Raw genomic sequence first — 13,818 nt, 5'->3', positions numbered from 1 at the left:
GCTGGTCGTGCTGACGAGCCGGGGAACCGTCGGGACCGCCAGGGCGTCCAACCCCGCGAGAACAAGGATGTTCGCGCACAGGATGGGTGGAGGAGAACATGGTGAGAGTTCCCGGTGTCGGCCCGGACGTGCACGGTGGTGTGGAGGTCGATGCCGATGCGATGACCGCGCCCGCAGGTGGACTCGACGACGCGTCGACCGCCCTGCGTGAGGCCTCGACCGCCGTGAGCGTCGGCGAGACGGCGGCATTCGGAGTTGTCGGATCCGATTTCGCGGCCGTCCTCGGCGCGGCATCGCAGCGCTACTCGGACGCTCTGTCGACGCTCTCGGACCGGTTCGCCGCGACTGCCGACGACGTTCTCCGTGCGTCGAGGAGCTACCGAGTGGGCGACGAGTCGCTGTCCGACTCGCTGTCCGGAGGCGTGACCCGGTGATCGACGTGTTGGCCGCGCCGATCGAGGACCTGCTGCGATGCGTCGCCACGGAAGACTCGGTCGACAGCGCAGTGCGTACCGGCGACCGGCACGTCGCCGGGGCAGTACGCGCTGCCACGGACGCGTCGAGCGCACTGTCCGGGGTCTGGACCGGCACGGCCGCGGATGCGGCGCTGTCCTCCGTGCGGAGTTCGATCGAGGCGGGAACGGCGTTGATCGCTCACGCCGGTGAACTCGAGGCAGCGGCAGCCGAGGCCACCGAGTCGATCGCCCGAGGTCGCGCCGAGCTGTCCGCGGTGTTGTCATCGTTCCTCTCGGCCGCGGGCGTCCTGCTGCCTGCAGCCCTCACCCCGGCAGGGCAGACAGCCCTGGTGGCTCTCGCCGCCGAGCATCTCGAGCGGGCTACCGTCGTCTACGCCCGCGTCCGCGCCGAACTAGACGCATTGGCGGCGCGAGTCGCGGCGCTGGTTCTCCCGGAGATCCCTCGTCCCACGTCCGCGATCGATGCGATCGTGCGGTCGTTCGTCTCACCGACACAGGCGGCGACGGTCGGTGACTTCCAGCCTTTCGTCGACCCGCAGACATCCGGCGCGACAGCTCCCGGCCATCGCGCCTACGACCCTGCAGATGGCGGCACCGGAACGTCGGTGACACTCCCCGACGGCAGTACATCCCTGGCTCCCAACAGCCGTGCGGCCAGCGCAGTCCGCTTCGCTCTCGACCAGCAGGGCACGCCCTACGTCTGGGGTGGCACAACCCCGGGGCAGGGACTCGACTGCAGCGGGCTCACGCAGAGCGCCTACCAGCACGCCGGTGTCGACATCCCCCGGCTCGCCTCGGACCAGTCCGTCGGAACCCCTGTCGATGTGGAGAACGTGATGCCGGGTGACCTGGCCGTCTGGGACGGTCACGTGGCCATGGTCGTCGGCAACGGCCAGATGGTCGAGGCCGGAGATCCGGTCAGTGTCTCTCCCATCCGGACATCGAACTCCGGCATGGGCTTTCACGGGTTCTACCGGCCGACAGCATGACAAAGTCTTACATCGAGGTCGCGCCGACGGGTGAGATCGTCTCGCTCGAGGTAGATCCGGGCGAATTCGCATACGGAGGCGAGGCTGTCGCACGTGCCGTTCTCGATCTACACCGAACCGCCCACCGGCCGCCGGCTGTTCCCTCTCCTTCGCCCTGCGTGTTGTCGGGAGATACCTCCGGCCCGTTGTACCGAGCAGGACTCGCGTCCGCCGCGTTCCGCGACAGCCTCGATGCGTTGGGGGCGGTACGCGGATCGCGAACCGTCGACGGCCGGGGCGGGTTCTCGGTGTCCGCACAGGCCGATGTGTACGGATCCCTGGTCGTACTCCACGTCGACGACCGGGTGCGCGACTGCAGCGCTCACCATGTCGAGAGCGTTGTCGTCGAAGCTGTGAACGGCTCGGTGAGAGACGCGGCTGCAACCAGGGAGGCCATCACGGCGCGGCTCCTCTCGGTGCTCGACGCAGCATCCGCCGACAGCCGCCGCTGAGATAGGCTCGCGGCCATGCCTGGAGACATCGTCCCGATCGAACTCGGAGTGACTGCGGGAAACCTCGTGACACTGTGGGCGCCCGAGTGGCGCGAGGACGGTGAGGAATGGGAAGCGTTCCTCGGCCGCGAGGACGACCTGTACGCGTTCCCGTCGGTCGCCGAGATGGCAGCGTTCATCCGCAACGACACCGACAATGACCTGGTCGAGCACCCGCAGTGGCGCACCGTGGTGGCGTTGTCGGCGGCGCACATCGAACCCGACGACGAGCACGTCTTCGATCTGGTCGGCGTCCCGGAGCTCGCAGCCAGTGAGCCGGACGAGGAATCTCTCGTCGAACTCGCGCGGTCGCTCGAAATGGCGCGCACCCTCGGCGAGGTCTGCGAACTGGATGCCGTCACCCGGTTCTTCTCCGCCAATCCCCTACTCGGAGTTCTTTCTCGTGGCGCCGACGCCTTCGTCGGCCGTGAGGGCAGTCAGCTCTGGAACCGCATCGGCTCCGTCGTCGCCAAGGGATGGGACGCGGTTCTCGATGCGATCGACGACGTCCTCGTCACCCCCGACGTCGATGCAGACGCCACCGCCATCGCCGACGCCGAAATCACCGCGGCGGCCGAGAACATCGTCGACGTGGACGACCTGGACGACGAGGACATCGACTCCGACGACGACGCGGACTCGACGGTGATCGTTCCGCTGGCCGTCGACGAGGACGAGGACGACGACGACCAGGACGACGAAACGTTCTGGGGCGCAGTAGGAATCGACCCTGTTCGCATCATCACCTCGGACGACACGTACTACACACTGCGGTGCTACCTGGACGACGAGCCTGTGTTCCTCGGTCGCTCCGGCGCCATTCTCGTATTCGGCAGTGAGCGAGCACTGGCCCGCTACCTCGCCGACGATCACGACCACGACCTGACGTCGGTGAGTACCTACGACGACGTCCGTACCGCGGCAGTCGACGGCTCCCTCGATATCGAGGTCACCGACGAGAACGTCTACGTACTGCCGGGCCTCGCCGACGACCTGGCTCGCGGCCCGCAGTTCGTCGACGTCGACCAGCTGGACCTGGCGGTCGAGTTGTTCACCGATGCAGCCGATTACGCCAAGGATCCGTCGGTGGAGGAAGCGTTGGCGACCTCCACGCCCCTCGGGTGGCTGGTGTCGTACATCGTCGAGCCGACCGAGGGCCGTATGGCGCCCAGTGCGCCGTTCGATGCCGAAGCCGAGTCCTGGCGCGCCCTGGAGCGCGAGTTCGAGACCCGGTTGCGCCCGACCACCTGACGGTTGCGCGTGATCGACTCAGGCGTCCGTCGGCGGATCGAGAAGGGCACGCGCGTACGCCGCGACTGACTGCCGGTACCGCGGTAGATACGGTGTCAGCGCGTCGATCGTGAGCTTCAGAGCTTCGGCCGAACGTCCCGAATCATGCAGCGCCAGGGCGAGAAACACCGTTCGAGCATCTCCCGTCGACGGATCGGGAACCGCAGCACGCAGAACGTCGACGGCCTCGTCCAGCCGACCGAGGTTTCGCAGAGTGGACGCGTACTGAATATCCAGCTGTGACCTGCGAGATCCGGTAAGTCCAGACGCTCGGGCGGCCTCGTACTCGACGACCGCCGCCTGTTCGTCGCCGACCGAGTCGTACACGCTCCCCATCTCGAAGTGCGCGATCGATTCGTCGAGGTCGAGTGTCGTGACGAGCTCCTGCAGACGCGTGACAGCGCCGGCGTGATCGTCCAGGTCGACGGTGTCCCAGTAGTCCGCGAGAGCTTCTTCCGGTGTCTGCTTCAGCTCGGGCGATGCGTTCCGGTCTTCTGTCATGCCGCCATTGTCCGGCAGCCGTCGATTCTCGTCACCGCGAGCTTCACGCCCGCGTCGACATGCGTTACGGTGCGATCAGTGACTTCCTTCATGACTTGGTGACTCGGCCCTCCGGCCACTCCCGTGCACCGTTCCGGCGCTCGGTGGCATCTGCGTGCGACGTTGTCGGCGGCACCCCCGGTCCTTCGGTGACCGGCCAGGGTCCCGCCGCATCTGGCCCAGCATTCCTGCCACCCGGAAGCACATCGTGCCCACCTCACCTCGCCCCCTGCCGTCCCTCCGCGCCGATTGCCGTAGCTGCGTCGGATTATGTTGCGTGGCTTTCGCCTTCACCCGATCGTCCGATTTTCCCGTCGACAAGAACGCGGGCGACCCCTGCCCCAACCTGAGCACGTCCTTTTCCTGCACCGTGCACGACAGTCTGGATAGCCGCGGCTTTCGCGGATGCAGTGCCTTCGACTGCTTCGGAGCAGGACAGCACGTGAGCAGCAGACTGTCCGGCGGCCGCACGTGGCGCGACGACCCGTCGACCGCGGCGTCGATGTTCGCCGCGTTCAGAACCGTCACTGCGCTGCACGAACTGCTGTGGCACCTCACCCACGCGCGGCACCGCACCTACGACGACGACCTGAAGGCCGCCGTCGACGTCCTGGTCAGCGAGATCACGGCGAGTGTCGACAGCGCCGACCCGGCGGCCGACCTCGAGATGTACAGGGAGAGAGTCCGCCCGATCCTGGACGCGGTGAGCGAGGACGTGCGCGCATCGTTCCGCGCGCAGGGTGACCTCGTCGATCCGATTCTGGTGCGCTATGCAGACCTGGCCGGCCGCGACCTCCGACGTCTGCGCGCGGTCGGTGCCGACCTACGAGGTGCGTCGCTCCTGGGCTCCGACCTGCGCGGCGTCGACATGGCAGGCTGCGACCTGCTCGGCGCCGACCTTCGGGGAGCCGACGTCCGCGGTGCCGATCTCACCGATTGTCTCTTCCTGACACGCACCCAACTGGGCAGCACACGACTCGACGAGCGCACGCGGCTGCCGCGGTGGTCGGCATGAGCGAGCGTGGCCGTGCCTGAGTGTCCGTAAATCGCTCGGATCGACGGGATCCCGTCGATCCGAGCGAGTTGTGGACACTGAGGCACGGCGCGTCCAGCGGGTGACTTAGGCGCCTACCCCATCAACACCCGGTACCCGGGCTTCACGACGTCGTCGATGAGCGCCAACCTCTGATCGAACGGCAGGAACGACGACTTGAGCGCGTTGATGGTGAACCGCTCGAGGTCCGACCAGCCGTACCCGAAAGCGGATGCGAGCGTGAACATCTCCTTGCTCATCGAAGTGTCGCTCATCAAGCGGTTGTCGGTGTTGACGGTGACGCGGAATCGCAGCCGCGCCAGCACGTCGAAGGGGTGCGCCTCGATGCTGGCGACAGCACCGGTCTGGACGTTCGAACTGGGGCACAGCTCCAAGGGGATTCGTTTGTCCCGCACGTAGTTCGCGAGCAGTCCCAGTTCATGGTTGCCGTCGGCGTCCGTCGTGATGTCGTCGACGATGCGCACGCCGTGGCCCAGCCGGTCGGTTCCGCAGAACGCGATGGCCTCGTGGATGGACGGCAGGCCGAACGCTTCGCCGGCGTGAATGGTGAAGTGCGCGTTGTTCGCCCGCATGTACTCGAAGGCGTCGAGATGGCGGCTGGGCGGGAATCCCGCCTCCTTGCCGGCGATGTCGAATCCCGCGACGCCCTGGTCGCGGTAGCGGACGGCGAGCTCGGCGATTTCCCGTGACCTCGCGGCGTGCCGCATCGCCGTCAGCAGGCACCCGATGCGGATGGGACGACCGGCTGCACGCGCTGCGCTCTCACCCTGCCGGAAGCCTTCGAGGGTGTGTTCCACGACCTCGTCGAGTGTGAGCCCCTTCTCGAGGTGCTGCTCGGGGGCGTACCTGACCTCGGCGTAGACGACACCGTCTGCCGCCAGGTCCTCGGCGCATTCCCTCGCAACGCGCTGCAGGCCCTCGGCGGTCTGCATCACCGCGACGGTGTGGGCGAACGTTTCGAGGTACAGCTCGAGGGAACCGCTGTCGGCCGCATCGCGGAACCACCGTCCGAGGCTCTCCGCGTCGGATGCGGGCAGGCCGTCGTACCCGCATTCGCTGGCCAGTTCCAGCACGGTACTCGGGCGCAGTCCACCGTCCAGGTGATCGTGCAGCAACGCTTTCGGCGCGCGTGCGATGTTCTGCATGTCCAGTGGAGCAGGACCAACCGCCACATCGTCTTCCATGACTCCGACTTTAGTGTCCGTGACGGTGTTGCGCGCCCTACTCCTACAGCGGGTCCAGGATCCTCTTCAGGAACTGCCGGGTGCGGTCCTGCGAGGGGTTGCTCAGGACCTCCGCGGGGGTGCCCCTCTCGACCACGACTCCCCCGTCGACGAACAGAACCTGGTCGGCGACCTGCTGCGCGAATCGAATCTCGTGCGTGACGACGATCATCGTCCACCCCTCGCTCGCCAGGTTCTTGATGACGGCGAGAACCTCACCGACGAGTTCCGGGTCGAGGGCGGAAGTGGGCTCGTCGAAGAGCATCAGCTGGGGGGCGAGCGCGAGCGCCCGCGCTATCCCGACGCGCTGTTGCTGGCCACCGGAGAGCTGGAACGGGTACTGATCTTCCTTGCCGGTCAGCCCCACCTGCGCCAGCAGTTCGCGCCCTGCGGCCTCCGCCTCCTCCCGTGGATGCTTCTGCACCACGATCGGCCCCTCGGTGACGTTCTGCAGAACCGTCTTGTGCGGGAACAGATTGTGCGACTGGAAGACCATGCCGCTCTGCGCGCGCAACGCGGACGTGGCGCTGCGGACGCGTCCCTTCGATTCCGATGACAGCGCCTCGAAATCGACCGAGACGTCACCGACCCGGATGGTTCCCGCGTCGGCGGGATCGAGGGCGTTGAGACTGCGCAGCAATGTGGTCTTGCCGGACCCGGAGGGGCCGACGACGACGGTCACGGTGCCCCGGTCCGCGGTGAAGTCGACACCGTTCAGGATCGTGTTGCCGCCGAACGACTTCCGTAGCCCGGCTACCTCGATGAGGGGATTCTCGGTCATCTCGCCACGTACCTGTCCAGTCGGGTTTCCAGTCGACCCTGCACAGCCGAGAGAGCGATGCAGATGACCCAGTAGTACAGCGCCGCGACCGAGTACAGGGCGAAGAAGTCGAACGTCGGGGCGGCGGCGAGCTGGGCGACTCGCAACAGCTCGGTCACCAGGATGGTCGACGCGAGCGAGGTGTCCTTGACCAACGAGATCAACGTGTTGGACAGAGGAGGAACTGCGGTGCGCAAGGCCTGCGGGAGGACGATGCGCTGCAATGTCGTCCGGTAGCCCATACCGATGGTCTGCGCGGCCTCCCACTGGCCCTTGGGAACTCCCAGGATGGAGGCTCGGACGATCTCGGCGGCATAGCCACCGACGTTGATGCTGAACGCCACCACCGCGGCCGGGAACGGAGAGATCACCACACCGAATTGCGGCAGCGCGTAGAAGACGATGAACAACTGGAGCAGCAGAGGCGTTCCGCGCACGATGGACACGTAGAAGCGAGCGAGCAGCGACAGCGGTCGGATCGACGAGATGCGCGCCAGCGCCACGGCCAGAGCGATGATCAGCCCGATGACGAAGCTGATCGCCGTCAGCGGCAGCGTCGTCGTCACCGTCGCCTTCAACATCGGCACCAGGTTGCGGGAGATCAGATCCCACGTCGATTGCGAGGCCGCGGCGGACTCGGTGGGAGCGGTAGCCGCCGCCGTCTCCGCATCGGGCACCGCGACGTCGGAACCGAAGTACTTCTCCGACGCGGCCGCGAGGGTCCCGTCGTTCTGCAGTTCCTCCAATGCCGTGTTCACCGAGTCCATCAGACCGCTGTCCTTGCGGGCTGCGAAGGCTTGCAGGCTGACGTCGCCGGTCTGCGCGGCGACGGACACCCCGGTGTCACCCGTCTGGGCGAAGTATTCCGCGACCGCCAGCGAGTCGTTGACGGTGGCATCCACGCGGCCGTCCTTGACCAGCGTGACGGCCTGGACGAACCCCTCGACCGCCTGCACCTGAGCACCGGCGTCGGTGGCCACCTCGGCCCAGTTGCTGGTCGAGGACTGCGCCGTCGTCTTGCCGGCGAGATCGGCGAGCGAGCTGATGGACGAGTCGCCGGTGCGAGTCAGGATCTCGCCGTCGGAGACCGTGTACGGCCGCGACAGGTCGTACTTCGCACGACGCTCGTCGTTGATGGTCACCTGGTTGGCGATCAGGTCGAATCGTTCCGACTCGAGTCCGGCGAAGATGGAGTCGAACGGCGTCTGGACGAACTCGACGCGCACTCCGAGTTTCTCCCCGACGGCACGCACGACGTCGACGTCGTATCCGGTCAACTGACCGTCGTCACCCTGGAAGCTGAACGGGCTGTACGTGCCCTCGGTCCCGACCACCAGCACGCCGTCGTCGGTGACCGAGTCGATCAGCGGTCCGTCCGACGACGACCCGCACGCTCCCAGGAGTATCGAGAGCATCACGGCCACCGCCGCGGCGAGGCTCCACCGGCGACGCGTCATCTCACGACCCGATCCTGTCGAGGATCAGGGGCCGGGCGGTCTCCGCGACATCCCCGATGTCCCAGCCACCGCCGAGTGCCTCGAGCGCGCCGTCGAACTTCTCCGGGGTGTCGGTGTGGAGGGTGAACAACGGTTGCCCCTTCGTCACGCGGTCGCCTTCCTTCGCATGCAGACGCACGCCCGCTCCCGCCTGGACTGCTTGTCCCTGCCGAGCACGTCCGGCACCGAGGCGCCACGCCGCGATTCCCACGGCCATGGCGTCGACACGCGTGAGGACACCGTCCCGCTCCGCCGTCACGTCGTGCGTCTCACGGGCGGTGGGCAATGCCGCCGCCGGATCTCCGCCCTGGGCGGCGATCATCGCGCGCCACCGGTCCATCGCCGTACCGTCCCGCAGGGTGGCCGCGGGATCGATGTCGCCCAGCCCGGCCGCGGCGACCATTTCCCGAGCCAATGCCAAGGTCAGCTCGACGATGTCGGACGGTCCGCCGCCGGCCAGGACGTCGAGCGATTCCTGCACTTCGAGTGCGTTACCCGCGGTCCACCCCAGGGGCGTATTCATATCCGTCACCAAGGCAATGGTGCGGACACCGGCATCGGTTCCCAGCTCCACCATCGTCGATGCCAATTCCCGCGCCTGATCGAGCGACTTCATGAAGGCGCCGGACCCGCACTTGACGTCGAGGACCAATGCGCCGGTCCCCTCGGCGATCTTCTTGCTCATGATGGACGCCGCGATCATCGGAATGGACTCGACCGTTCCGGTCACATCCCTCAGGGCGTAGAGCTTCTTGTCCGCCGGCGCGAGATCTGCGCCCGCCGCGCAGATGACAGCGCCGACAGCGGGGTCGTCGAGGATGCGCGTCATCTCCTCCGCCGTCAGGTCCGCGCGCCAGTCGGGGATCGATTCGAGTTTGTCGAGAGTGCCACCGGTGTAGCCGAGTCCGCGGCCCGAGAGCTGGGGAACGGCCGCTCCGCACGCGGCGACGATCGGCGCGAGCGGCAACGTGATCTTGTCGCCGATTCCGCCGGTGGAATGTTTGTCGACGGTCGGTCTGGAGATGGACGAGAAATCCATTCTGGAGCCGGACGCGATCATCGCTTCCGTCCACTGACGTATCTCGCCGCGGTCCATTCCGCGGAGCAGAATCGCCATCGTCAGCGCCGACATCTGCTCGTCGGCGACTTCGCCGCGCGTATAGGCGTCGACCATCCAGGAGATCTGGTCCGAAGACAAGGTGTGGCCATCGCGTTTGGTGGCTATCACCGATACGGCATCAGGCATCCGTCGCCTCCTTCGGGGCGTCGGAGGTGCGGCCGGCGGCAAGGTCGTCGGGTCCGAACGCTTCGGGGAGGAGGCTGCTCAGTGAGCGAGGTCCACTCGTCGTGTCGATCATCAGACCACCGCCGCCGAACTCCAGCAGGAGCTGCCGGCAACGGCCGCACGGGAGAAGCACGAGACCCCGACTGTCGCAGCACGAGAACGCGATCAGTCGTCCGCCGCCCGAGGAGTTCAACGTCGACACCAGTCCGCACTCGGCGCAGAGCCCCAGGCCGTATGAGACATTCTCCACATTGCATCCCACGACGACCCGTCCATCGTCCACCAGTGCGGCAGCGCCCACCGGGTAGTTCGAGTAGGGCGCGTATGCGTGGGTCATAGCCTCACGGGCTCTGTCTCGCAAGGATTTCCAGTCCACTTCCTGCATGGGAGCGATCCTGTCACGACATCCGCCCGGATGTCGGAATCTACGACGGAACCGCATCCCCGATTGGACAGGCAAACCTAACTTCCCTGCGATGCGGAAACGCCAGGCCCAACGCGAATTAGTGCGTGTCCGGGCATGGGATTAGAGTTCGAAGAAGTCGTTTCACATACACGATCGAGCTGAGTTTCTCCGGTCTCACCCGGATCTCTCCACTCGTCGCGTCCATCAATGATGTTGGAGGCACTGCACTCGATGGCTACCTCGACCGAAGCCGCCCCGTCCCGGGAGCGCACGCGGTCTCTGTACCGCGGAGACCCTGGCATGTGGTCCTGGGTCCTGCACCGGATCACCGGTGTGGTCACGTTCTTCTTCCTGTTCGTCCACGTGCTCGACACGGCGCTCGTCCGTGTCAACCCCGAGGCGTACAACGACGTGATCGACACCTACAAGACGCCGATCGTCGGCCTGATGGAACTCGGCCTCGTCGCTGCGGTGCTCTACCACGCACTCAACGGCATCCGCGTCATGCTGGTCGACTTCTGGTCGAAGGGCACGCAGTACCAGCGCCTCATGCTCTGGGTCATTCTCGGCATCTGGTTCGTCGTGATGATCCCCGGCGCAGCGCGCATCCTCTACAACACCTTCACCGGGGGGCACTGACATGGCGACCACGGATGCCGGAAGCAAGCCGGCACGCACGCTGGGCACGTCGCACGACCGCCCCGCCAGCCTCGACAACCCGCGCTCACCGCGTCGGAAGAACCGGGGCAACTTCGAGCTCTACGCATGGCTGTTCATGCGTTTCTCCGGGCTCGCGCTCGTCGTCCTCGTCCTCGGGCACATGTCGATCATGCTGCTTCTCGACGACGGCGTTCATCGCATCAACTTCGCCTTCGTGGCCGGACGTTGGTCCAGCCCGTTCTGGCAGGTGTGGGATCTGACGATGCTGTGGTTGGCCCAGCTGCACGGCGGCAACGGCCTGCGCACGGTCATCGCGGACTACTCACGCAAGGACTCCACGCGATTCTGGCTCACGACGCTTCTGGTCCTGTCGATGATCCTGATCATGGGTCTCGGCACGTACGTGATCTTCACGTTCGACCCCAACATCACCGCCAGCTAGGGGAGATTTCGATATGCAGGAACATCGTTACGACGTACTCATCGTCGGCGCAGGTGGCGCAGGAATGCGCGCCGCGATCGAAGCAGGCCCTCGCGCTCGCACGGCAGTTCTGACCAAGCTCTACCCCACGCGTAGTCACACCGGCGCGGCTCAGGGTGGCATGTGTGCCGCCTTGGCCAACGTCGAGGAGGACAACTGGGAGTGGCACACCTTCGACACCGTCAAGGGTGGCGACTACCTCGTCGACCAGGACGCGGCCGAGATCATGGCGAAGGAAGCCATCGATGCGGTTCTCGACCTGGAGAAGATGGGCCTGCCCTTCAACCGCACCCCCGAGGGCAAGATCGACCAGCGTCGATTCGGTGGCCACACACGCGACCACGGCAAGGCACCTGTCCGCCGTGCGTGTTACGCCGCCGACCGCACCGGACACATGATCCTTCAGACGCTCTACCAGCAGTGCGTCAAGCACGACGTGGAGTTCTACAACGAGTTCTACGCGCTCGACATCGCGCTGACCGAGACCGACAACGGTCCCGTGGCCACGGGTGTCATCGCCTACGAGCTCGCCACCGGTGAACTGCACGTCTTCCACGCGAAATCGATCGTGTTCGCCACGGGTGGATCGGGTCGTATCTACAAGACGACGTCCAACGCCCACACCCTCACCGGTGACGGCATGAGCATCATCTTCCGCAAGGGACTGCCGCTCGAGGACATGGAGTTCCACCAGTTCCACCCGACAGGTCTGGCGGGTCTGGGCATCCTCATCTCCGAGGCGGTCCGAGGCGAGGGCGGCATCCTCCGCAACGCCGACGGCGAGCGCTTCATGGAGCGGTACGCCCCCACCATCAAGGACCTCGCACCCCGCGACATCGTCGCCCGGTCGATGGTTCTCGAGGTCCTCGAAGGTCGCGGCGCCGGTCCCAACAAGGACTACGTCTACATCGACGTGACCCACCTGGGCGCCGAGGTGCTCGAGGAGAAGCTCCCCGACATCACGGAGTTCTCGCGCACGTACCTGGGCGTCGACCCGGTGACCGAACTGGTTCCCGTCTACCCGACGTGCCACTACGTCATGGGCGGCATCCCCACCAAGATCCGTGGTGAGGTCCTGCGCAACAACGACGACATCGTCCCCGGACTGTTCGCCGCCGGTGAGTGCGCCTGCGTGTCGGTCCACGGCTCGAACCGCCTGGGAACCAACTCGCTCCTCGACATCAACGTGTTCGGCCGTCGCGCCGGCATCGCTGCCGCCGAGCATGCGAACAGCGTCGACTTCACGCCGCTGCCCGAGGCACCGCAGAAGATGGTCGAGGACTGGCTCGAGCTGATCCTCTCCGATCACGGCTCCGAGAAGGTCGCCACGATCCGCTCCGAGCTGCAGCAGTCGATGGACAACAACGCGTCCGTCTTCCGCACCGAGGACACGCTGAAGCAGGCGCTGAGCGACATCCAGTCGCTCAAGGAGCGCTACGGCCGGATCACCGTGCAGGACAAGGGCAAGCGCTACAACAGCGACCTGCTCGAGGCCGTCGAGCTCGGCTTCCTGCTGGAGATGGCCGAGGTCACCGTCGCCGGTGCCCTCAATCGCAAGGAGACTCGCGGCGGACACGCACGCGAGGACTACCCGGAGCGCGACGACGTCAACTTCATGCGCCACACCATGGCGTACAAGGTGGGCGACGGATTGCTCTCCGATATCCGCCTCGACTACAAGCCCGTGGTGCAGACGCGCTACGAGCCGATGGAGCGTAAGTACTGATGAGTGCAGCTGTAATCGACAACTCCGAAGACAAGAGCGACCTCCCCGCCGTCCCCGACGAAGCGGTCATGGTCACTCTGAAGATCGCTCGCTTCAACCCCGAGGACGACAAGGGCGCACACTGGGACAGCTTCCAGGTGCCCACCCTGGCGACCGACCGTCTGCTGAACCTGATGCTCTACGTCAAGAGCTACCTCGACGGCACTCTGTCGTTCCGACGCTCGTGCGCGCACGGCGTCTGCGGCAGCGACGCGATGCGCGTCAACGGTGTCAACCGTCTCGCCTGCAAGGTGCTGATGCGCGACATGCTCCCCAAGGACTCGTCCAAGTCCTTGACCATCACGATCGAGCCGATCCGCGGGCTTCCCGTGGAGAAGGACCTGATCGTGGACATGGAGCCGTTCTTCGACGCGTTCCGTGCCGTCAAGCCGTACCTGATGACCAGCGGCAACGAGCCCACGCGTGAACGCATCCAGTCGGCTGCCGACCGCGCCCGGTTCGACGACACCACCAAGTGCATCCTGTGCGCATGTTGCACCACGTCGTGCCCCGTGTACTGGAACGACGGCAGCTACTTCGGTCCCGCTGCCATCGTCAACGCGCACCGCTTCATCTTCGACAGCCGTGACGAGGGCGCTCCCGAGCGTCTCGACATCCTCAACGACGTCGAGGGTGTGTGGCGCTGCCGCACCACCTTCAACTGCACCGACGCTTGCCCTCGCGGCATCCAGGTGACGAAGGCCATCCAGGAAGTCAAGCGCGCGCTGCTCTTCGCACGCTGACCTCCTCGCACGTCCCGAAAAGCCCGCTCCTGCACTGCAGGAGCGGGCTTTCGTGTGCTC

At 66.1% G+C, this 13,818-nt stretch carries 15 protein-coding genes; 9 read left to right on the top strand and 6 right to left on the bottom strand.

Annotated features, from left to right (window positions below; all coding sequences use genetic code 11):
- The first annotated feature begins 98 nt into the window (after positions 1-98).
- Genes RU01_RS03750 through RU01_RS03735 form a run of 4 tightly spaced genes read left to right on the top strand, consistent with a single transcriptional unit; the run spans position 99 to position 3,246 of the window.
- Positions 99-434 carry a hypothetical protein gene (locus tag RU01_RS03750; protein WP_156148783.1) on the top strand — a complete coding sequence of 112 codons (336 nt, stop codon included), beginning with the start codon at positions 99-101 and terminating at the stop codon, positions 432-434.
- Positions 431-1,465 (top strand): C40 family peptidase, encoded by a 1,035-nt coding sequence (locus tag RU01_RS03745; protein WP_042573161.1) that lies wholly within the window; start codon positions 431-433, stop codon positions 1,463-1,465. Before RU01_RS03750 ends, RU01_RS03745 begins: the two co-directional genes overlap by 4 nt.
- Entirely contained in the window at positions 1,462-1,956 is a 495-nt protein-coding gene (locus tag RU01_RS03740; protein WP_042573160.1) for a hypothetical protein, read from the top strand. Before RU01_RS03745 ends, RU01_RS03740 begins: the two co-directional genes overlap by 4 nt.
- 15 nt (positions 1,957-1,971) lie before the next feature.
- Positions 1,972-3,246, top strand: a complete 1,275-nt coding sequence (locus tag RU01_RS03735; protein WP_042573159.1) for a hypothetical protein — start codon at positions 1,972-1,974, stop codon at positions 3,244-3,246.
- An 18-nt stretch (positions 3,247-3,264) separates the two neighbouring features.
- On the opposite strand, the gene RU01_RS03730 is transcribed toward RU01_RS03735, so the two are convergent.
- Complete coding sequence (locus RU01_RS03730; RefSeq protein WP_042573158.1) at positions 3,265-3,786, bottom strand: tetratricopeptide repeat protein; 522 nt, start codon at positions 3,784-3,786, stop codon at positions 3,265-3,267.
- Between the two features lie 481 nt (positions 3,787-4,267).
- On the opposite strand from RU01_RS03730, the gene RU01_RS03725 reads away from it, so the two are divergent.
- Positions 4,268-4,840 (top strand): pentapeptide repeat-containing protein, encoded by a 573-nt coding sequence (locus RU01_RS03725; protein WP_231568589.1) that lies wholly within the window; start codon positions 4,268-4,270, stop codon positions 4,838-4,840.
- 113 nt (positions 4,841-4,953) lie between these two features.
- On the opposite strand, the gene RU01_RS03720 is transcribed toward RU01_RS03725, so the two are convergent.
- Genes RU01_RS03720 through RU01_RS03695 form a run of 5 tightly spaced genes read right to left on the bottom strand, consistent with a single transcriptional unit; the run spans position 4,954 to position 10,088 of the window.
- Positions 4,954-6,063, bottom strand: a complete 1,110-nt coding sequence (locus RU01_RS03720) for an adenosine deaminase (protein WP_042573157.1) — start codon at positions 6,061-6,063, stop codon at positions 4,954-4,956.
- Positions 6,064-6,106: 43 nt separating this feature from the next.
- On the bottom strand, positions 6,107-6,883 hold the full coding sequence (locus tag RU01_RS03715; RefSeq protein WP_042573156.1) for an amino acid ABC transporter ATP-binding protein: 777 nt from the start codon (positions 6,881-6,883) through the stop codon (positions 6,107-6,109).
- On the bottom strand, positions 6,880-8,379 hold the full coding sequence (locus RU01_RS22370) for an ABC transporter permease subunit (protein ID WP_082042865.1): 1,500 nt from the start codon (positions 8,377-8,379) through the stop codon (positions 6,880-6,882). Before RU01_RS22370 ends, RU01_RS03715 begins: the two co-directional genes overlap by 4 nt.
- Position 8,380: 1 nt before the next feature.
- Positions 8,381-9,664, bottom strand: a complete 1,284-nt coding sequence (locus RU01_RS03700) for a thymidine phosphorylase (protein ID WP_042573155.1) — start codon at positions 9,662-9,664, stop codon at positions 8,381-8,383.
- On the bottom strand, positions 9,657-10,088 hold the full coding sequence (locus tag RU01_RS03695; protein WP_042573154.1) for a cytidine deaminase: 432 nt from the start codon (positions 10,086-10,088) through the stop codon (positions 9,657-9,659). The genes RU01_RS03700 and RU01_RS03695 overlap by 8 nt, the downstream gene beginning before the upstream one ends.
- 252 nt (positions 10,089-10,340) lie before the next feature.
- Between RU01_RS03695 and sdhC the strand changes: the two genes are divergently transcribed.
- Genes sdhC through RU01_RS03675 form a run of 4 tightly spaced genes read left to right on the top strand, consistent with a single transcriptional unit; the run spans position 10,341 to position 13,758 of the window.
- On the top strand, positions 10,341-10,748 hold the full coding sequence (gene sdhC, locus RU01_RS03690; protein ID WP_082042887.1) for a succinate dehydrogenase, cytochrome b556 subunit: 408 nt from the start codon (positions 10,341-10,343) through the stop codon (positions 10,746-10,748).
- A gap of 1 nt (position 10,749) precedes the next feature.
- Positions 10,750-11,211 carry a succinate dehydrogenase hydrophobic membrane anchor subunit gene (locus RU01_RS03685; RefSeq protein ID WP_042573153.1) on the top strand — a complete coding sequence of 154 codons (462 nt, stop codon included), beginning with the start codon at positions 10,750-10,752 and terminating at the stop codon, positions 11,209-11,211.
- A gap of 13 nt (positions 11,212-11,224) precedes the next feature.
- The gene (gene sdhA, locus RU01_RS03680; RefSeq protein ID WP_042573152.1) at positions 11,225-12,976 is read left to right on the top strand and encodes a succinate dehydrogenase flavoprotein subunit; all 1,752 of its coding nucleotides are present in this window, start codon (positions 11,225-11,227) and stop codon (positions 12,974-12,976) included.
- Positions 12,976-13,758, top strand: a complete 783-nt coding sequence (locus RU01_RS03675; protein ID WP_042573151.1) for a succinate dehydrogenase iron-sulfur subunit — start codon at positions 12,976-12,978, stop codon at positions 13,756-13,758. Before sdhA ends, RU01_RS03675 begins: the two co-directional genes overlap by 1 nt.
- Positions 13,759-13,818: the final 60 nt, after the last annotated feature.

Origin of the sequence: Rhodococcus sp. MEB064 (assembly GCF_000834565.1) — a bacterium.
Lineage (GTDB): Bacteria > Actinomycetota > Actinomycetes > Mycobacteriales > Mycobacteriaceae > Rhodococcoides.
The sequence above is the reverse complement of the archived record's forward strand: the minus strand, read 5'-3'. Positions and strand labels throughout refer to the sequence as shown.